This window comes from Photorhabdus heterorhabditis, assembly GCF_018448905.1.
Lineage (GTDB): Bacteria > Pseudomonadota > Gammaproteobacteria > Enterobacterales > Enterobacteriaceae > Photorhabdus > Photorhabdus heterorhabditis.
The window spans coordinates 37,242-56,786 of record NZ_RCWA01000030.1; the positions used below are offsets into that span (position 1 = coordinate 37,242).

Genomic DNA, 19,545 nt, shown 5'->3' on the forward strand with positions numbered 1-19,545 from the left:
AGCGATATTCATGGAGTTTACGTTTTATACCGCTGGACTGGTTGCTATATTGGCAACTATCAGGGTGATTACCCACACTAATCCGGTACATGCGCTTTTGTATCTGATTGTTTCTCTGCTAGCACTTTCAGCGGTGTTTTTTTCGCTGGGTGCTTACTTTGCTGGTGCGCTGGAAATCATCGTCTACGCCGGGGCCATTATGGTGCTGTTCGTTTTCGTGGTGATGATGCTTAACCTTGGCAAGTCTGTTGTTGAACAAGAACGTATCTGGCTGAAGCCGCGTACCTGGATTGGTCCAGGTATATTGTCAGCGGCGCTGCTTGTCGTACTTGTGTACGCCATTATCAATGTTTCTCATGGCAATATTGCTGACAATATCACGGGTGAAGTTATCAGCGCTAAAGAAGTGGGTATCAGTTTATTTGGTCCGTATGTACTGGCCGTTGAACTGGCTTCTTTGCTGTTACTGGCGGGTATGGTGGTGGCGTATCACATTGGTCGTGAACACAAACAAGGTGAAGTGCTCAGCAACCGAAATTCGGAGGAACAACCATGATACCTCTTCAACATGGCCTGATTTTGGCGGCAATTTTATTTGTTCTGGGCCTGACTGGGCTTATCATCCGCCGCAATCTGTTATTTATGTTAATTGGGCTTGAAGTGATGATTAATGCTGCGGCGCTGGCTTTTGTTGTGGTAGGCAGCTATTGGGGCCAGCCAGATGGTCAGGTGATGTTCATTCTGGCTATTAGTTTGGCGGCAGCAGAGGCGAGTATCGGCTTGGCGCTGTTATTACAGCTCTATCGTCGTCGCCAGAATCTGAATATTGATATAGTCAGTGAGATGCGCGGATGAACTTACTCTATTTAACAATTCTGTTGCCACTGTTAGGATTTTTGCTGTTGGCATTTTCCCGTGGCCGCTGGTCTGAAAACACATCAGCCACCGTTGGGGTTAGTTCTATTGGCTTGGCTGCATTGGTGACTCTGTGGGTTGCTATTGATTTCAACAGCCAGAATGTGGCGGGTGATCTGGTTTACAGCCAGAACCTGTGGAACTGGATGGAAGTTGGGAATTTCAGTATTCCTTTCACATTGGTTCTTGATGGTTTGTCTCTTACCATGCTGAGTGTGGTAACCGGCGTTGGTTTCCTGATCCATATGTATGCTTCATGGTATATGCGCGGTGAAGAAGGGTATTCTCGCTTCTTTGCTTATACCAACCTGTTTATCGCCAGCATGGTGATACTGGTTTTGGCGGATAACTTGATGCTGATGTATCTCGGTTGGGAAGGGGTAGGGCTGTGCAGTTATTTACTGATTGGCTTCTACTATACCAACCCAGCAAACGGTGCTGCTGCAATGAAAGCCTTTGTCGTTACTCGTGTGGGTGATGTATTCCTAGCTATCGGCATGTTCATTCTGTATGACAATCTGGGAACACTGAACTTCCGTGAGTTAGCGGTTTTGGCTCCGCAACATCTGGAAGCGGGTTCTTCTGTGATTACTTGGGCAACGCTGATGTTATTGGGTGGTGCAGTAGGTAAATCAGCTCAGTTGCCGTTACAAACCTGGTTGGCCGATGCAATGGCAGGCCCGACCCCCGTTTCTGCGCTGATTCACGCCGCAACCATGGTAACCGCAGGGGTTTACCTGATTGCTCGCAGCCATGGTCTGTTCCTGATGGCGCCGGAGATTTTACAACTGGTTGGTACTATCGGTGCCATCACTCTGGTGTTAGCTGGTTTTGCTGCGCTGGTGCAGACAGATATTAAACGTGTGTTGGCTTATTCAACGATGAGCCAAATTGGATACATGTTCCTAGCGTTGGGTGTTCAGGCATGGGATGCTGCAATCTTCCACTTGATGACTCACGCATTCTTTAAAGCGTTGCTGTTCCTGGCATCTGGCTCCGTTATCCTGGCGTGTCACCACGAACAGAATATTTTCAAAATGGGTGGGTTACGTAAATCCATTCCGTTGGTTTATATCTGCTTTTTGGTTGGTGGCGCGGCGTTATCAGCACTACCCATTGTCACGGCGGGTTTCTACAGTAAAGATGAAATTCTGTGGGGGGCAATGTCACATGGTCATATCAACCTGATGTTGGCGGGTTTGGCTGGTGCATTTATGACGTCACTGTATACCTTCCGAATGATTTTCATTGTGTTCCACGGTGAAGCGAAAACCAAAGCTCACCCTGTTAAAGGTATTACCCATCATCTGCCATTACTGGTATTACTGGTGCTCTCCACCTTCGTGGGTGCGCTGATTGTACCACCATTGGCAGGTGTGTTACCGGAAGACCATGTAACGAGTGATACAGGCAAAATGATGTTGGAAGTGATTTCCGGTGTGGTTGCTGTTGCCGGTATTTTGCTGGCGGTAGCCTTGTATCTGGGTAAACGTCGATTAGTGAATAGTGTGGCACAAAGTTCTCCGGGCCGTTTCCTGTCTGTATGGTGGTTTAATGCTTGGGGCTTTGATGTTTTGTATGACTGGGTATTTGTTAAGCCGTTCAAGAACATTACACATTTATTGCGAAACGATCCGCTAAATTCACTAATGAATATTCCCGCAGTGTTATCACGCTGGAGTAACAAAGGTCTTAGCCTGAGTGAAAACGGACAGGTCCGTTGGTACGTTGCCTCTATGGGGTTGGGTGCAGTGCTGGTTTTAGCTCTGCTGCTACTGGTTTAATTTAAGGGACACATTGCGCCATGCTATTACCTTGGCTAATTCTTATGCCCTTCATCGGTGGTCTGCTGAGTTGGCAGGCTGAACGCTTTGGTACCCGTGTACCGCGTTGGATAGCGTTAATCTCGATGGGGTTGACTCTGGTGCTCGCTCTGCAATTGTGGTTGCAGGGGGGCTATACCTTGGCTAATCCGCAGGGAATACCTCAATGGCAATCAGAATTTCTTATGCCGTGGATTCCACGTTTTGGCATCAGTATTCACCTTGCTTTGGATGGTTTATCTCTGCTGATGGTGGTATTGACCGCACTGCTGGGCCTGATGGCCATTCTCTGTTCCTGGACAGAGAATCAGCCTTATCAAGGTTTCTTCCACTTGAACTTGCTGTGGATACTCGGTGGTGTGATGGGGGTGTTCCTCGCTATCGACATGTTCCTGTTTTTCTTTTTCTGGGAAATGATGTTGGTACCGATGTACTTCCTGATTGCATTGTGGGGCCACAGAGGCTCAGGAGGTAAGACCCGTATCACTGCGGCGACTAAGTTTTTCATTTATACCCAGGCGAGTGGTCTGGTGATGCTAATTGCGATTATGGCACTGGTACTGGTCCACTATAACGCGACGGGCGAATGGACATTCAGCTATGAAAAACTGCTGAATACACCGATGTCACATACCGTTCAATACTTGCTGATGCTAGGCTTCTTCATTGCTTTTGCTGTAAAAATGCCAGTCGTGCCTTTACATGGGTGGTTACCTGATGCGCACAGTCAGGCGCCAACAGCGGGTTCTGTTGACCTGGCAGGTATCTTACTGAAAACAGCGGGTTATGGTTTGTTGCGTTTCGGTTTGCCACTCTTCCCGGAAGCTTCCCATGAGTTTACGCCTATCGCTATGTGGTTAGGTATACTTGGGATCTTCTATGGTGCATGGATGGCATTTAGCCAGACAGATATTAAGCGCTTGATTGCTTATACCAGTATCTCTCATATGGGGTTTGTGTTAATCGCGATCTATTCTGGCAGCCAGCTTGCTTATCAGGGGGCAATTATTCAGATGATTGCTCATGGTTTGTCAGCTGCGGGTCTGTTTATTCTGTGTGGTCAGCTTTATGAGCGCTTACATACCCGTGATATGAATCTTATGGGTGGCTTGTGGAAACGTGTGCAGTTCTTGCCTGCGTTATCGCTGTCCTTTGCGGTTGCGACACTGGGAATGCCGGGAACCGGTAACTTCGTCGGTGAATTTATGATCCTGTTTGGTAGTTTTAGTGAATTTCCGTTAATTATAACGATTTCTGTGTTTGGTCTGGTTTTCGCTTCTGTCTATGCGCTGTATATGATGCAGCGTGCTTATTACGGTACGCCAAAATCAGATGAACCACTAAGACGGATGGATATGCGAGAAATATCCATTGTAATGGTGCTGTTGGTATTACTGGTGATTATGGGTTTCTACCCACAACCTATCCTTGATACTTCAGCGGCAGCGATGGATAACGTCCAGACCTGGTATTCAGCTTCAATTTCAACTACAAGGCCGTAATTCGCCATGACAATAACTCCTCAACAACTGATCGCGCTGTTACCGCTGTTGATCGTCGGATTGACGGTAGTCGTTGTGATGCTGTCCATTGCGTGGCGACGCGATCACTTTATTAATACAACTCTGACCGTGATAGGTTTGAACTTGGCGCTGTTGTCCCTCTATTTTGTCGGACAGCAGGAGGCAATGGATGTCACTCCGTTGGTTCATGTCGATAGCTATGCTATGCTCTATATTGGTATGGTGCTGGTTGCGAGTCTGGCAACGTCTACTTTCGCCTATTCTTGGTTGGAAAATTATCCAGATAATAAAGAAGAGTTCTACTTGCTGGTGCTGATTGCAACAGTAGGCGGTATTCTACTGGCCTGTGCAAACCATCTGGCATCATTGTTTATCGGCATTGAGTTATTAACTTTGCCGTTGTTTGGTTTGATTGGCTATGCATATCGTCAGAGACGCCCGCTGGAAGCCGCTATTAAGTACATGTTGCTGTCTGCGGCAGCCTCTTCTTTTATGCTGTTTGGTATGGCATTGCTGTATGCGGAATCGGGCGATCTCTCTTTTTCTGCGCTGGGGCATCGTTTGTCCGACAGTTACATCTATCAACCATTGATACTGGCCGGTCTGGGTATGTTGATTGTTGGCCTTGGCTTCAAATTGTCTCTGGTACCATTCCATCTCTGGACACCAGACGTCTATCAAGGAGCACCTGCACCGGTTTCTACCTTTCTGGCAACAGCTAGTAAGATAGCGATTTTTGCCGTAGTGATACGTCTGTTTGTTGAAGCACCAATGGCAGACAGTGAAGCATTGCGTACGGTATTAGCTATCATTGCGATTGCTTCTATGCTGTTCGGTAACTTGATGGCGCTGACGCAGACTAATATTAAACGCCTGCTCGGTTATTCTTCTATTGCTCATTTAGGTTATCTGCTGGTGGCTATGGTGGCGGTACAGAATCATCAGCTGTCAGAAGAAACAGTGGGTATCTATCTGGCAGGTTATCTGTTTAGCAGTATCGGTGCATTTGGTGTCGTTAGTTTAATGTCCAGCCCATATAAAGGGCCAGATGCAGATTCCCTCTACTCATACCGTGGCCTGTTCTGGCATAAACCTATCCTGTCGGCAGTTATGACGGTGATGATGTTGTCACTGGCGGGTATCCCAATGACGTTTGGCTTTATTGGTAAGTTCTACGTGATTGTATTGGGTGTGAAGGCTGAACTGTGGTGGTTGACTGGTGCTGTGGTGATAGGTAGTGCTATTGGGCTTTATTACTATCTACGGGTGATGGTTAGTTTGTACCTGCCTGCACCGAAAGCCCTTAACCGTGATGCTCCAAGGAACTGGGCATTGACTGCCGGTGGGATGGTTGTTCTGATTTCTGCATTACTGGTATTAGCGTTAGGTATCTGGCCTCAACCGCTGATTGATGTAATACAGCAAGCGAAAATTATTCTCTAAATAATCAATCGATTGTGATGAATTATTTGGAATAATTAAAACCCGGTAAGGTTGTCCTTACCGGGTTGTTTTACGTTCAATATCTTGAACGACACCCTATGCGGGTTATATCAAGGGCAGGGAATTGCGCTTAGTGCAGTATCATTGTGTGATATTGCAGTGCCAAATCATCAAGGAAAGCTAGTTGGTTGTTTATAAGTTTGGGCAAATCTTGTTGGCTGGTTTTATTGTCTGTTGTTTCCTGTAATTGGTTGGCAAAGGTAGTCCATATCTGTTCTAGTTTAGTTGCCTGGAGTAGTAGGGTAGTGCGTTCTTTGTCAATTTGATGCGCATTTTCTATACCAGCAATCCGTTGCTCTACGCCTTTTAATTGGGTTTTTAAATCGTCGCAATCTTTGCCTAATTGAGAGATTTGTGCGTCTAATTTGATTCTTGCATCAGCTAGCTCAATATATTTCAGCCCGGTGGAAATATGGCCTAGGATTTTTTTAGCGATCTCGACACCCTGTTTGATCGCCTGTTTGATAAGCTCTTTTTTAGGGCTATCCAGGTTCAGTTTGTCCAGTTCACTGGCATTGGGAATATAGTCCTTAAACATATCGGCTAGATTATATTGGCGAATAATATCTTGGCTTTCGATGATTTTGTTGCGATTTGGGAGCAGTTTGGCCTTATTTTGCTCTTTCTGGGTGATATCGGCCTGTAATTCCTCTTTTCTTTCCTGCTCTTCTTTCAGACTCTCCTCCAGGCGCTCTACAATGATGACATTGCGAACATCGGCAATTTTGCTAGCCATTATGTTAGCTTCTTTATGTAAGTTGGAAATGACGTTCTTGATATCTTTGTTCAGACTGCTGATCTCCTCTGAACGAGCCTCCAACAGGGTATTTCGTGTCTCCTCATCCAGCTCAGGGTTTTCCAGAGCGGTATCAATTTCGATGAGAGTTTGGAAATAGTCTTGAGGAGGAAGTTGTCTCAGGACGGCTTGTAGTTGAGGTATAGAATCGCGAGCGGCTTCATCGATATCACGGCTATATACGCCTATCCGCAGAATTTTTTCCTGGATGATTTCAATGCCTGATTTTTGCTGGTGTGCTAAACGCCAGATGTTTTTCACCGCTTGGCTCAAAGTTTTTACGCTGATTTCTGGATAAGTAATAGTTTTCTGAGGGAAAGTGATGATTTCTGTCATTTTTGTGCTCCTTTTTTCTATAATTCTGTGTAATACGGGAAACGATTAGTTATAGCGATGTTTGTATTCTTTCAACGCTTCATCGAAAACCTTGACTAATTGTTTGGCGGAACCTTCTACCTCTTTCCAGGGGCTTATTACTTGCTGGAATTTAGTTATAAAAGAGGTCAGGTTTAGTGCATCGTTAATTTGGGTGAATTTATCTTTAGAGGCATTGAGCTGGGTCAGCATGGATTGCCACATGTAATCCAAATGATTTAGTGCGACTTCTGCATCCAACAAACGGGTATCCATATCGCTAAAATCAAGGGATAAATTAGTAATGGATTTTTGCAGTGAGCGTTTACCTTTAATGTTTTCTTCCAGGCTACGCACTTCTTCGATCAGCATGTTTTTCCGCTTTCGTACTTCTTCTGCTTTGGAGCCAAAGATGCCGCCAGTAATCGCAAGACCTATAATCCCTCCGGCGATACCGGAAAAAGCCAGACCCACAAATTTGTTGTAATCTTGCCTAAGTTGGTCGATTTCTGCTTTTTTCTCGATGATCTTTTCGTCCAGATCTTCAATGTTGACCGACATTTTATTGTCTTTCATTAGCTTTCTTTTGCTTTCAACCTGTGGTTGTAAGCCCATAGCAATACTGCCGTTTGTCAGTCTGCCGCCGATAAGTTTTAATTTAAAATCGGATACTTCGTTTTTGACCTTTTCGGTTTTCTGCCGTTGTTTCTCGATGTCGTTCTTCATGGTGTCGAGGATTTCTCCCAGAGCATATGAGACTTCTTTGTCTTCGTGGGTGTAGGTTATCTCGGCAAGTTGTCTATTTGAGATGTTTCCCAATTTTTTCTTGATACGTTCAATAATTGGCATCTCATTGATAATACTGATTATATTATCTCCGGTTTCGGTAATTTGTTTACCAACAACTTCTAGATCTATGCTCTGTTGCAGAACATCTTTTTCTACTTCACTCCAGCTAAGTGAGTGGGTACGGATTTCTTCAAATAAGGCATGAATATCCTCGGGTTCTAATCCAGCGATATTGACTTGTTGGTAGCCAAGATAACTTTTCACTTGCTCAATATTAAAAGGTAGTGATAGCCCTTTCTTAACATATAGTTTGATATTAATCAGGTCTTCTTTGGTAAATATTCCGCCGGGGCGTGCAACACCTTCTTGTTTACCAGTCAGTAATTGTAAGGTAGCTAAGGGAATATCTGTTTCGTTCAGTATCTTTTCCTCTGGAAGTTGAGCTAATAACATATATTTCTCCATTAATAGTTCTTGCTTTATTGAAAAATTATTAAATACATCAAGGCACAACCGGAAGTCATAATACTCATGTTGTTAAATTCACGTTGTATTTTTTATTGAATAATCTTAATTAAAAATACATAAGTTTATGGGGTTGATTGTTGAAAAAATAGTTTAATTCATGAGTTTTATTAAATGTTTTTTTACATGACTATTAATTTTAAATAAAATTATTCATGGTTTTTTTATATCTGATATATGGAATTAAATAGCGTAAATTATTATTTTATTAATTTAATGTAAAAATATTATTTTTTCTTTCTTGTTTATATGGATTAAATATCTTTTTTTATTGACATTAGAATGTGGAAATATAAATTATTTAAATGTGTTTTTTAAAAAAATTCATTTAAAACAATTGGTTGTGTTTATATGGCGTGGTGATTACATGATCTCTGTATTTTTAATTTAAAAGGTAGTTAATATGGTATTCTTGTAAAGAGTAAGTCAGGTGTTTTTTAATTTATTATTTATGGCTTGTTTAAAAAATAGATGGAATTGTGTTCTATTTACCTTAAGTCATTGAATAAAGGTTTTGATTTATGCCCAATAGATTTCAAGATGCATCGAGACGGCAAGGGAGCGAATCCCCGGGAGCATAGATAACTATGTCATAGAGAACTCTGTGACCGGGGTGAGTGAGTGCAGCCAACAAAGAGGCAACTTGAAAGATAACAGGTATATAATATCTTAATTAAATCCTTAATTGTTCATATAATGGTTAAAATTAACAAATAAGGTGTATGTTTTTATAATTCCATTTGGCTATTGTGCAAATAAAATATATTTTTATAGAAAATGTTTTTTCAAAATATAAATGTTTATTTCTTGGTTGATAATAACGGTATTTATTTAGTAAATTTTTCGTAGTAAATAAAAGAACCGTTTTTTTGTAAATTGCATATACCCAACAGATTTCATTTCTTCTGACAACCGATTGCAGTACTTACTGGCTGCAAGTCAGTTTCCACAGATCTGGGGGCTGAATGCCTGGGATCGTTACTGAAAGGTAAGTAAGTTAGCAAAAATGTTTTCCGATTAACTGTCAATTCATTGAACTAGGATAAAGAAATAATTATCCATGTCGTTAGTATACTGATAGTCAGCTTTTATAAATATTTTCTGAGTAAAATATGTCAAACAGCGCATTTAACCGCCGCTGGGCGGAACTTTTATTGGAAGCACTTACTCGCTACGGATTACGTCATGTTTGCATTGCGCCAGGTTCACGTTCCACACCTTTAACAATGGCCGCCGCGTCAAATAACAAACTGATTTGTCATACTCATTTTGACGAACGCGGATTAGGACATCTGGCACTGGGATTGTCCAAAGCAAGTAAAGAGCCTGTTGCTGTTATCGTGACTTCTGGGACCGCAGTGGCAAACCTCTATCCTGCATTAATTGAAGCCAGTTTGACGGGCGAACGGATCGTTTTCCTTACTGCCGATCGGCCTCCAGAATTGATGGATTGTGGTGCGAATCAGGCTATCCGTCAGAATGGTATTTTTGCTTCTCATCCATGCCAAACAATTTCTTTGCCAAGACCAACAGCTGATATAACGGCGAGCTGGCTAGTTTCTGTTATAGATCATGCTATGGCGAATTTGCAACATGGCGCTTTGCATATTAATTGCCCATTTGCCGAGCCATTATATGGTAATGAAGAACCTCCATATGATGAGTGGTTGCGACAGTTAGGCGATTGGTGGAAAAGCAACAAACCTTGGTTGAGTCAACCAGTCGCGAATGTTGTGGCAGAAGTTCAGGATTGGCACTATTGGCAACAGAAGCAGGGCATTGTATTGGCGGGTCGAATGAGTGCTCAAGAGGGCGTTAAGGTGGCTAAATGGGCAAAGACATTGGGCTGGCCGTTGATTGGCAATGCGCTTTCACAAACCGGCCAGCCATTACCTTGCGCCGATTTATGGTTGAATAATCCTCATGCACAGGAAATTTTAGCTCAGGCGCAATTGGTAGTGCAGTTTGGTTCCAGCCTGACAGGAAAACGTTTGTTACAGTGGCAAGCTAAATGTCAGCCAGAGGAGTTCTGGATTATTGATGCAATACCGGGGCGGCTTGATCCCGCTAATCATCGTGGCAGAAAATTAACCTGTAATATTGCTGACTGGTTACTGGTTCACCCGGCACAATCGCGTACACCGTGGGCAGAAGAGCTTATAATCTGGTCAGAGAAAGCGGTTAATTGCGTCAGGGCAGCACTGGCAGGGAAATTCAGTGAAGCAGCTGTGGCTTATCGATTGAATGAATTATTACCTGAATACGGGCAGTTATTTGTGGGTAACAGTCTGATAGTTCGTCTGATAGATGCATTGGGACAATTGCCAGCAGGCTATCCGGTCTACAGTAACCGAGGGGCAAGCGGTATTGATGGATTGATTTCTACTGTGGCAGGCGTACAGCGAGCAACGGCAAAACCAACTTTGGCTATTATTGGTGATTTATCTGCCCTTTATGATTTGAATAGCCTGGCATTATTGCGTCATCCTTCCTCTTCAACAGTATTAATCGTCGTTAATAATAACGGTGGACAAATTTTCTCTTTACTGCCGACGCCGGAAGAGGAAAGACAGCGTTTTTACTGCATGCCTCAATACGTCAATTTTGATCATGCTGCCGCTATGTTTGGCCTGAAATATGTTAGCCCACAAAGCTGGACTGACTTGAAGCAGTGTACTGAACAAGCATGGCAACAAAATGAAACGACATTGATTGAACTGAAAGTACCAGATAGAGAAGGCGCTGAGTGTTTGCAACAGCTTTTAAAACAGGTGGTTATGCTGTGAATCTGGTTTGCCATAAGTTCAACAGTCACAATGATCGCCCGTGGCTGGTTTGGTTGCATGGATTATTGGGCCGTGGTGATGAATGGTTGCCATTAGTGAAGCGGTGTGCTCAGTATCCCTCATTGATAATAGATTTACCCGGTCACGGCGATTCCGCAGAGGTGCAGATAAAAGATTTCACAGATATGAATCGTCTTTTGTCGGAAACGTTAAGAGAACAGCAAATTGATCAATATTGGTTGATTGGTTACTCCTTGGGTGGACGCATTGCTATGAATTATGCCTGTTATGGTGATATTCGGGGGCTATGTGGGTTGCTGGTTGAAGGCGGAAACCCGGGTTTGCTTTCCCGGCGGGAGCGCAATGATCGTCTCAACCACGATAGAGGTTGGGCCAGACGTTTTCGTTCCCAGCCGATTGAACAAGTTTTGTCTGATTGGTATCAGCAGACAGTATTTTCTGATCTATTACCTGAACAGCGCCAGCAACTGATTAAAGTACGCCGCCAGAATAATGGCAATTGTGTGGCTGATATGCTGGAAAATACTTCGCTTGGACATCAACCTTGGTTGGTTCCTGTACTGCAACAACTGACATTACCTTTCATGTACTTGTGCGGCGAAAATGATAAGAAATTCCAGCAATTGGCAGAACATTATGCCTTACCCCTGCAAACTATTCAGCATGTTGGGCATAATGGCCACAGAGCGAACGCGACAGCGTTTGCTACGGCAGTAAACCATTTTTTATCACTCTTTGATTATAAGGAATTATGAGTATGATTTACCCGAGCGAAGAAGAACTTTACGCCCAAATTGAATGGCAGGACTGTTCCGAAGGGTTTGAAGATATTCTTTATCACAAATCCACCGATGGCATTGCTAAAATCACCATCAATCGCCCGCAAGTACGTAATGCGTTCCGTCCGTTGACGGTTAAAGAGATGATGCAGGCATTAGATGATGCCCGTTATGATGGTTCTATCGGTGTGATTATTCTAACCGGTATGGGTGAAAAAGCCTTTTGTGCTGGTGGTGATCAGAAAATCCGGGGTGACTACGGAGGCTATAAGGATGCCAATGGTATGCATCACCTGAATGTATTGGATTTTCAGCGCCAAATCCGTAATTGTTCAAAACCGGTTGTTGCTATGGTTGCTGGCTATGCTATTGGTGGCGGTCATGTATTGCATTTGGTGTGTGATCTGACTATTGCCGCTGATAACGCTATTTTTGGTCAGACCGGGCCTAAAGTTGGCTCTTTTGACGGCGGTTGGGGGGCGTCTTATATGGCGCGAATTGTCGGTCAGAAAAAAGCGCGCGAAATCTGGTTCCTGTGTCGTCAGTATGATGCTAAACAAGCGTTAGAGATGGGGCTGGTTAATACGGTTGTACCTTATGCGGATCTGGAAAAAGAGACTGTTCGCTGGTGCCGTGAAATGTTGGAAAATAGTCCAATGGCTCTGCGTTGCTTGAAATCTGCTCTGAATGCTGACTGTGATGGTCAATCTGGATTGCAGGAACTGGCAGGTAACGCCACGATGCTTTTCTACATGACAGAAGAAAGCCAAGAGGGACGAAATGCCTTCAATGAGAAACGCAACCCTGATTTCAGCAAATTTAAACGTAACCCATGATGCGTACCGCAACTTTATACCGATTCAGCTTGCCGATGGAAACAGGCGTTGTCCTGCGATATCAGCGGCTTAAAACCCGTGACGGCTTTCTGGTTCACTTGCAGGAAAATGGTCAACAGGGATGGGGTGAAATTGCACCTCTGCCCGAATTCAGCAAGGAAACGCTTGAGCAGGCGGGTGAAACTGCTACGACATGGCTTAAACAGTGGTGTCTTGGTGCTGAGTCTGACGAAAGTGAATTACCTTCTGTGGCATTTGGAATTAGCTGCGCAATAGCTGAATTACAGAGTAAATTGCCGGAAGAAGCTGATTACCGGAAAGCACCACTGTGTAATGGTGATCCTGATGAACTGATTGTTCGTCTCAGTGAAATGAGTGGGCAAAAAATCGCCAAGGTAAAAGTCGGGCTGTATGAAGCAGTACGTGACGGTATGGTGGTTAATGTTCTGTTGGAAGCAGTACCGGATTTAGCTTTGCGGCTGGATGCTAACCGTAGTTGGAATCGTGTTAAAGCGGATGGCTTTGCTAAATATGTGAATCCTGATTACCGCCACCGAATTGCCTTTTTGGAAGAACCTTGTCAAACCGCGAAAGAATCGCTTGCTTTTGCCCGTGATACAGGGATCGCCATTGCATGGGATGAAAGTGTCCGTGATGAAGGCTTTAAAGTAGAGGCTCAGAAAGGGGTTGCCGCTATTGTTATCAAACCCACGTTAGTTGGCAGTCTTGCCCGCTGTCGTCAGTTGATTTCAGCTGCGCACAATGCTGGATTAGAGGCGGTGATCAGCTCCAGTATTGAAACCAGTTTCGGCCTGAGTCAGCTTGCCCGCATTGCTCATTGGTTGACGCCTGCGACTATTCCTGGGTTGGATACGCTGGAATTGATTCAGTTTCAGTTAGTGCGTTGTTGGCCGGGTAGCACGATTCCAGTAAAAGGATTGGACGAGTTAGAAATCGCATGGTGCAGTTAAATCCATTTACCCAGTGGCCGTGGCGCTACTGGGCATCTCTTAATCCTGAACATATTGCCATCAGATTGCCTAATCGCTCTCTAAACTGGCATCAGTTGGTGACTTCTTTGGATGCAATAGCGGCCAATTTTCGCCAACAGGGGGTCGTTGAAGGAAGCGGAGTCATGCTGCGGGGGAAAAATAGCGAAGAGATGCTGTTTTGTTATCTTGCAGCACTACAGTGTGGTGCGCGGGTGTTGCCACTGAATCCTCAATTGCCTGAAATACTCCTGTCTGAATTACTGCCACATTTGAAGATTGATTTTGTTGCTGATTTCTGTGGTGATGATTTGCTCGTTATAAATTCCAGTCCTCTTAATTGGCAAAGTAACTCACTGAATTCTGATGATAGTGCTGCTGCATGGGATGCAATGCGCCCAGCCAGTATGATTTTGACTTCCGGTTCTTCTGGATTGCCTAAAGCGGCTGTTCATTCAATCTATGCCCATCTTGCTAGTGCGCAGGATGTACTTTCTGTGATGAATTTCCAACAGCAAGATAGTTGGTTGCTTTCATTGCCGTTGTTTCATGTATCTGGTCAGGGGATTATTTGGCGCTGGTTAATGAAAGGAGCTTCTTTGGTACTGAGAAATATTAATCCACTGGAGCATGCTTTGGCAGATTGTACACATGCTTCATTAGTGCCGACTCAGCTCTGGCGGTTACTGGAGCAGTCACAAAATCCGCTACCAAATTTGAAAGAAGTGCTTTTGGGTGGTGCTATGATCCCGGTTGCATTGACTCAAAGGGCAGAACGGAGAGGCATTCGTTGTTGGTGTGGTTATGGCTTGACGGAACTGGCTTCAACGGTATGTGTTAAACGAGCAGATGAGTTTTCTGGTGTGGGAAATCCACTGCCGGGTAAGGAAATTCGGTTGATAAATGAGGAAATTCATATTCGTTCTGATAGCCTTGCCAGTGGATATTGGCTGGATGGTAAATTACAACTATTGACTGATAGTGATGGTTGGTTTCATACCCGAGATCGGGGAATGAGGCAAAATGGTGAATTACGAATACTTGGCCGGATGGATAATCAATTTTTCAGCGGTGGAGAAGGTATTCAACCGGAAGAGATTGAACGGGTGATTAATACCTATCCACAAGTAAAGCAAAGTTTTGCTGTTCCTGTACCCGATCTTGAATTTGGTTATCGTCCCGCTGTTGTTATCGACAGTAATTCATCTGAGGTCATTGATTCATTGCCCGAATGGCTGATTGATAAACTGGCTTCTTTTCAGCGTCCAGTGGCTTACTATCTGTTACCTCATCAGTTTAAAAATAGCGGTATTAAAATTTCCCGTCAGCAAATCAAAAAATGGGTATTGGATTTGCCAGGTTTATATTGAGCTATTTTGATTTGTATTTTGTGTGGTGAGATGGATATCCATCTCTGAGTGCAATATTAAACATAAATGATAACAAATTATCCTGCCATCTTTTGGACTCACTATCTGGGGTAATGAAAAAATCATATATCCATCTATACCTGTTATCTTTCAAGTTGCCTCTTTGTTGGCCGCACTCACTCACCCCGGTCACCAGGGCGGGATTCTACTTTGCGTAAAAATTATACATTTCGCAGATATTGATAATTTCTCACATTCAATACGATTTTATTGATAGGTTTTGATATCTGGCATGAACATTTATTGAGCTAGTAGAGGGTTGTTTTTATCCACAATAACCATATAGAAAATGTGAGATCCCGCCCTGCCCCGGTCACAGAGTTATCTATGATGTGGCAAAAGCTGATGATGTAAATAGGAATTGAACTCTGCTACTGCCCATTATTTATCGTGTAATAATGGGCAGAGATTGTTAAAGAACAGCGTTGCTAGAAATTAGCCTTTGATTTTTTTCAGGGCTTTTTCAACACCATCACCGTATTCTGGGTGAACTTTTCTAAATAGCTCAACCTGACGACGTTGAGTATCTTCATGTGCTTGCGATAGCTCACTGGCGATACGATCAAACATACGTTGATGCTCTTTACTGTTTATTAACATAAACAGTCTACGAGGCTGGCTGAAATAATCTTCATCTTGACGATGGTTCCAGTTGTCAGCATCTCCTTCTAAAGCTAATGATGGATGTTTGAATTCAGGTTGTTCCTGGAACAACCCAGCGTTGTTTGGTTCATAAGTCACAGTATTGCCGCTGTTACCGTCGACACGCATTGCACCATCACGGTGATAATTATGGAACGGACAACGAGGAGTATTGACCGGAATTTGATGGTGGTTAACGCCAAGACGATAACGTTGAGCATCACCATAAGAGAACAGGCGACCCTGTAACATCTTATCAGGGGAGAAACTAATACCGGGTATGACATTAGCTGGGTTAAACGCAGCTTGTTCAACTTCTGAGAAATAGTTTTCAGGGTTACGGTGCAGCTCGAAATAACCGACTTCGATCATTGGATAGTCGCCGTGAGGCCAGACTTTTGTCAGATCAAATGGGTTGTATGGTACTGTAGCCGCTTCTTTTTCTGGCATTATCTGAACTTTCAGTTTCCAGCGCGGATAATCGCCTTGTTCAATGGCTGTAAACAAGTCGCGCTGAGAACTTTCACGATCTTTACCGACTAGCGCTTCCGCTTCTTCATCCATTAAGTTCTTAATGCCTTGCTGGCAACGGAAATGAAATTTCACCCAGAAACGTTCATTATCTGAGTTGATAAAGCTGAATGCATGGCTACCAAAACCGTGCATATGACGGAAAGATTTAGGCATACCACGGTCACTGAAATCAATGGTTAGTTGGTGCAGTGATTCAGGCTGGTGAGAGAAAAAATCCCATTTATAGGCAGGATTACGCAAGTTGGTATGTGGATCACGTTTAACAACATGGTTAAGATCTGGGAATTTCAGGGGATCACGAAGATAAAATACCGGCGTATTGTTACCCACTAAATCCCAGTTACCTTCTTCTGTATAGAATTTGAGTGCAAAACCACGAATATCACGTTCAGCGTCGGCTGCTCCGCGTTCACCGGCTACTGTTGAAAAACGGGCAAACATTTCTGTTTTTTTGCCTATTTCAGAGAAAATCTTAGCACGGGTATATTTGGTGATATCGTTAGTGACAACAAAGGTTCCATAAGCTCCAGAGCCTTTGGCGTGCATACGACGCTCTGGAATAACTTCACGATCAAAATGGGCCAGTTTTTCTAAAAACCAAACATCCTGCAACATCATAGGGCCGCGTTGTCCTGCGGTAATGACGTTATTGTTGTCAACGACGGGAGCTCCTGCAACCGTTGTAAGTCCTCTCTTTTTCATCACACTTCTCCTGTTTTACATGAAAAAAAACAGCGGGATCGCTGATAAGGAAAATGTTTTGGTCAACAGATTAAAATTTTATTCTGATATTATTTTTTTCTTTATTGTTGAGTAGAAAAATTATTTTATATGAGTAATGATTGCATTAAATAAACTCAATAAACAAATCCACACATATTTAGTAAGTATAGATGATTCATTTGTTTTTGTTGTCCATTGATTGAATTGTGTTTAAGTAAAATACTTAAGATTAAGTAAATAAAGGGGAAATATCATGAAGGCTTATCTTATTGCGGGAACGACCAGTTTGTTATTAATTACTGGATCAGCAAATGCGATTTCTATTAATCTTCAAGCTGGTCGTCATTTTACCAATACTTCAGCTGCAATTGGTGATAATAGTGCTGGATTATCTTTTAATGGTAACTGGGTACGTAGTGATCATAATGGGCACTTGGGAAGTTTTGGCACCGCATTTAGCCTGCCTGTTGGTCCGTTAACCGCCAGTGTTGGCGGTAAAGCGCTTTATTTATTACCTAAAGATGGAAAAGATGGCGGGGCATTGGCTGGAGGCGTCGGTTTGAGCTGGGCTGTTACACCGTCTTTATCCCTGTATGGTGAAGTTTACGGTGCTCCGTCTGGTTTAACTTCCGGTATTGATTCTTATACTGAGGCAAATGGGGGTTTGCGTTTTACAGTATTTAAACCGCTGACAGTGGATGCAGGTTATCGAATGATGAATATGAGAGGGAAAGAGGGGGATCGGGATAACAAACTGGCTGATGGATTTTATGTTGGTGTCGGTTTGAATTTCTGATCCACTTTTATGAAATTGTCCACACTATTTCTGATGTGGACAATTTCCATGCCTGATTAACCCACTTCTGGCAGTAATCCGCTAACAATACCAATCTGGATAGCAATAACGGCAATCCCGCAAAGAAACACTAGAACCAAAGTGGGCTTTCCGCCTTTGACCCGATAAGCTCTTTGTTCAATTTGGCGGCTACGCCATGCCAGCATTGAAGGCAAAAGCAGAGCGAGAATAGACAGCGCTACTGCCGCGAAAGTCAGAGCCATAACAAAGTTTGGATAGTATAAAGCGCAAAGTAACGGTGGAACAAAAGTCACTACACCTGTTTGCAGGCGGCCTGTCGCATTTTTGCGGAGTTTGAACAGATCTGCTATGTAATCGAACAAACCTAAAGAGACGCCAAGAAATGAGGTTGCCAGAGCTAAGTCGGCAAATAGATGGACAGCAAGCTCTACTCGAGGAGTCGCGACAACTTCTCTCACCGCTTGTAATAGTCCATTTAACCCCGATTGTTCTGACAGAATTCCGACAAAAGTATGGGAAGAAATTGCTCCCAGTGTGGTTAATTGCCACAGGATATAAGCCGCCAGTGGGATAGCACTCCCGATGACAAATATCTTGCGTAACTTACGGGTATTGCCCCCCATATAACTCACAATACTTGGCACACTGCCGTGAAAGCCAAAAGAGGTGAATACTACAGGAATGGCAGATAATACTAAGCCCCGCTCCAAAGGCATTGAGAGCAAGTTAGTACTTTTTATATGGGGCATCATGACTGTCAGCATAATAATCAGGAAGATGATTTTTGCGGTAAACAACAGGCGGTTCACCATATCAACAGATTGCGTACCAATAGAAACAACGCCGCCGGCCACAATAGTGAAAGTCAGTATCCCAAATGATACGGAAACAGGTTTATCCAGCCATGAAGAGAGGCTGCCTGATAGCAATTCTCCGGCACCACTGATATAAGCTGTTGTCAGAGCATACATCAGGAATAGCATACTGAAACCGGTAAGCCATTGACCGCCGCGCCCCAGATAGCGTTTTGCTAGTGTTCCCAACCCGGTATTTGCCGGGTTGTACTGGTAAACTTCCACCAGCAATAAAGCGGTATAGCTCATTAAAACCCAAAGAGCGACTAACATCACGAAAGTTGTACCAAAGCCAACACCCGCCGCCGCCAGTGGCATAGCTAGCATTCCAGCTCCAATAGTTGTTCCCGCTACGATGAAAATACTGCCAAGAGTGCGATTCTTCACGCTTTCCTCATGTTTCTGAATTGATTGAAATAGTTATAGAAAGGTAGGCTAAAGGATCAATTTATTTCTGTCAAACAATGGTTACACTTAGTGTAAATAAATAATTACATTTTATATTTTTGTATCAATCTGAATTATGTATTTCATTAAATATAAAAAGTTACTTATTCTATTAATTTTAAAAAAAACCAGATTTTATTAAAACTTAAATAATATTTATTTTCATCATGGGAGCTTGCTATGGCCCGATTGCCAGGCTATCGGCGTAATACCATCACACGAAAACTGAAAGAGTCAGGCCGGGCGTAAGGAAACAATATCTCCAGTCTTATCGTGATTTTTCGGAATTTAATATATCTAATTCACCATTAACAGCAGTAAATAACTGATCTCTGATCACATTTCACACTATTCATTCTGACGGTCAATTAATTTCACATTAGAATAGTTTGATGATGTCACTATTAAATCATCAATATTCTCTGTGGAAAGATGGCTGTTTTATCACCGCAGCCTGAC

Annotated in this window: 15 protein-coding genes; 11 read left to right on the forward strand and 4 right to left on the reverse strand. The window is 43.3% G+C overall.

The window, feature by feature from the left end:
* Positions 1-10: 10 nt before the first annotated feature.
* Genes nuoJ through nuoN form a run of 5 tightly spaced genes read left to right on the forward strand, consistent with a single transcriptional unit; the run spans position 11 to position 5,704 of the window.
* Entirely contained in the window at positions 11-556 is a 546-nt protein-coding gene (gene nuoJ, locus EAE89_RS16915; protein WP_054479373.1) for an NADH-quinone oxidoreductase subunit J, read from the forward strand.
* Positions 553-855: an NADH-quinone oxidoreductase subunit NuoK gene (gene nuoK, locus EAE89_RS16920; protein WP_015833671.1), complete on the forward strand. Its 303-nt coding sequence runs from the start codon at positions 553-555 to the stop codon at positions 853-855. The genes nuoJ and nuoK overlap by 4 nt, the downstream gene beginning before the upstream one ends.
* Positions 852-2,699, forward strand: coding sequence for an NADH-quinone oxidoreductase subunit L (gene nuoL, locus EAE89_RS16925; RefSeq protein WP_149617162.1), 1,848 nt, complete (start codon positions 852-854; stop codon positions 2,697-2,699). The genes nuoK and nuoL overlap by 4 nt, the downstream gene beginning before the upstream one ends.
* Before the next feature lie 20 nt (positions 2,700-2,719).
* Entirely contained in the window at positions 2,720-4,240 is a 1,521-nt protein-coding gene (gene nuoM, locus EAE89_RS16930; protein WP_054479368.1) for an NADH-quinone oxidoreductase subunit M, read from the forward strand.
* Positions 4,241-4,246: 6 nt separating this feature from the next.
* Positions 4,247-5,704, forward strand: coding sequence for an NADH-quinone oxidoreductase subunit NuoN (gene nuoN / locus EAE89_RS16935; protein ID WP_214086274.1), 1,458 nt, complete (start codon positions 4,247-4,249; stop codon positions 5,702-5,704).
* A 130-nt stretch (positions 5,705-5,834) separates the two neighbouring features.
* Here nuoN and EAE89_RS16940 read toward each other — a convergent pair whose 3' ends face one another.
* Positions 5,835-6,896 carry an alpha-xenorhabdolysin family binary toxin subunit B gene (locus EAE89_RS16940; RefSeq protein ID WP_054479364.1) on the reverse strand — a complete coding sequence of 354 codons (1,062 nt, stop codon included), beginning with the start codon at positions 6,894-6,896 and terminating at the stop codon, positions 5,835-5,837.
* A 45-nt stretch (positions 6,897-6,941) separates the two neighbouring features.
* Positions 6,942-8,168, reverse strand: coding sequence for an alpha-xenorhabdolysin family binary toxin subunit A (locus EAE89_RS16945; RefSeq protein WP_054479362.1), 1,227 nt, complete (start codon positions 8,166-8,168; stop codon positions 6,942-6,944).
* A 1,172-nt stretch (positions 8,169-9,340) separates the two neighbouring features.
* Between EAE89_RS16945 and menD the strand changes: the two genes are divergently transcribed.
* From menD to menE, 5 genes are read left to right on the forward strand one after another with little or no spacing between them, the layout of a single operon-like run.
* Entirely contained in the window at positions 9,341-11,014 is a 1,674-nt protein-coding gene (gene menD, locus EAE89_RS16950) for a 2-succinyl-5-enolpyruvyl-6-hydroxy-3-cyclohexene-1-carboxylic-acid synthase (RefSeq protein ID WP_054479360.1), read from the forward strand.
* Positions 11,011-11,790 (forward strand): 2-succinyl-6-hydroxy-2,4-cyclohexadiene-1-carboxylate synthase, encoded by a 780-nt coding sequence (gene menH / locus EAE89_RS16955; RefSeq protein ID WP_054479415.1) that lies wholly within the window; start codon positions 11,011-11,013, stop codon positions 11,788-11,790. Before menD ends, menH begins: the two co-directional genes overlap by 4 nt.
* Positions 11,791-11,792: 2 nt before the next feature.
* The gene (gene menB / locus EAE89_RS16960) at positions 11,793-12,650 is read left to right on the forward strand and encodes a 1,4-dihydroxy-2-naphthoyl-CoA synthase (RefSeq protein WP_054479358.1); all 858 of its coding nucleotides are present in this window, start codon (positions 11,793-11,795) and stop codon (positions 12,648-12,650) included.
* A complete protein-coding gene (gene menC, locus EAE89_RS16965; RefSeq protein WP_214086279.1) occupies positions 12,650-13,621 on the forward strand; it encodes an o-succinylbenzoate synthase in 972 nt (323 codons plus the stop codon). The genes menB and menC overlap by 1 nt, the downstream gene beginning before the upstream one ends.
* Entirely contained in the window at positions 13,609-15,009 is a 1,401-nt protein-coding gene (menE, locus tag EAE89_RS16970) for an o-succinylbenzoate--CoA ligase (RefSeq protein ID WP_214086275.1), read from the forward strand. Before menC ends, menE begins: the two co-directional genes overlap by 13 nt.
* A 495-nt stretch (positions 15,010-15,504) precedes the next feature.
* On the opposite strand, the gene EAE89_RS16975 is transcribed toward menE, so the two are convergent.
* Positions 15,505-16,947 (reverse strand): catalase, encoded by a 1,443-nt coding sequence (locus EAE89_RS16975; RefSeq protein WP_054479354.1) that lies wholly within the window; start codon positions 16,945-16,947, stop codon positions 15,505-15,507.
* A gap of 274 nt (positions 16,948-17,221) precedes the next feature.
* Between EAE89_RS16975 and EAE89_RS16980 the strand changes: the two genes are divergently transcribed.
* Complete coding sequence (locus tag EAE89_RS16980) at positions 17,222-17,764, forward strand: YfaZ family outer membrane protein (RefSeq protein WP_214086276.1); 543 nt, start codon at positions 17,222-17,224, stop codon at positions 17,762-17,764.
* Between the two features lie 56 nt (positions 17,765-17,820).
* Here the strand turns inward: EAE89_RS16980 and tyrP are convergent, their stop codons facing one another.
* Positions 17,821-19,026 carry a tyrosine transporter TyrP gene (tyrP, locus tag EAE89_RS16985; RefSeq protein WP_214086277.1) on the reverse strand — a complete coding sequence of 402 codons (1,206 nt, stop codon included), beginning with the start codon at positions 19,024-19,026 and terminating at the stop codon, positions 17,821-17,823.
* Positions 19,027-19,545: the final 519 nt, after the last annotated feature.

Coding starts and splice junctions, on each gene's coding strand:
- menE (WP_214086275.1), top strand. CDS start 13,609: ATGGTGCAGTTAAATCCATTTACCCAGTGGCCGTGGCGCTACTGGGCA.
- nuoL (WP_149617162.1), top strand. CDS start 852: ATGAACTTACTCTATTTAACAATTCTGTTGCCACTGTTAGGATTTTTG.
- nuoJ (WP_054479373.1), top strand. CDS start 11: ATGGAGTTTACGTTTTATACCGCTGGACTGGTTGCTATATTGGCAACT.
- nuoM (WP_054479368.1), top strand. CDS start 2,720: ATGCTATTACCTTGGCTAATTCTTATGCCCTTCATCGGTGGTCTGCTG.
- EAE89_RS16975 (WP_054479354.1), bottom strand. CDS start 16,947: ATGAAAAAGAGAGGACTTACAACGGTTGCAGGAGCTCCCGTCGTTGAC.
- EAE89_RS16945 (WP_054479362.1), bottom strand. CDS start 8,168: ATGGAGAAATATATGTTATTAGCTCAACTTCCAGAGGAAAAGATACTG.
- menC (WP_214086279.1), top strand. CDS start 12,650: ATGCGTACCGCAACTTTATACCGATTCAGCTTGCCGATGGAAACAGGC.
- EAE89_RS16940 (WP_054479364.1), bottom strand. CDS start 6,896: ATGACAGAAATCATCACTTTCCCTCAGAAAACTATTACTTATCCAGAA.
- nuoN (WP_214086274.1), top strand. CDS start 4,247: ATGACAATAACTCCTCAACAACTGATCGCGCTGTTACCGCTGTTGATC.
- nuoK (WP_015833671.1), top strand. CDS start 553: ATGATACCTCTTCAACATGGCCTGATTTTGGCGGCAATTTTATTTGTT.
- menB (WP_054479358.1), top strand. CDS start 11,793: ATGATTTACCCGAGCGAAGAAGAACTTTACGCCCAAATTGAATGGCAG.
- EAE89_RS16980 (WP_214086276.1), top strand. CDS start 17,222: ATGAAGGCTTATCTTATTGCGGGAACGACCAGTTTGTTATTAATTACT.
- menD (WP_054479360.1), top strand. CDS start 9,341: ATGTCAAACAGCGCATTTAACCGCCGCTGGGCGGAACTTTTATTGGAA.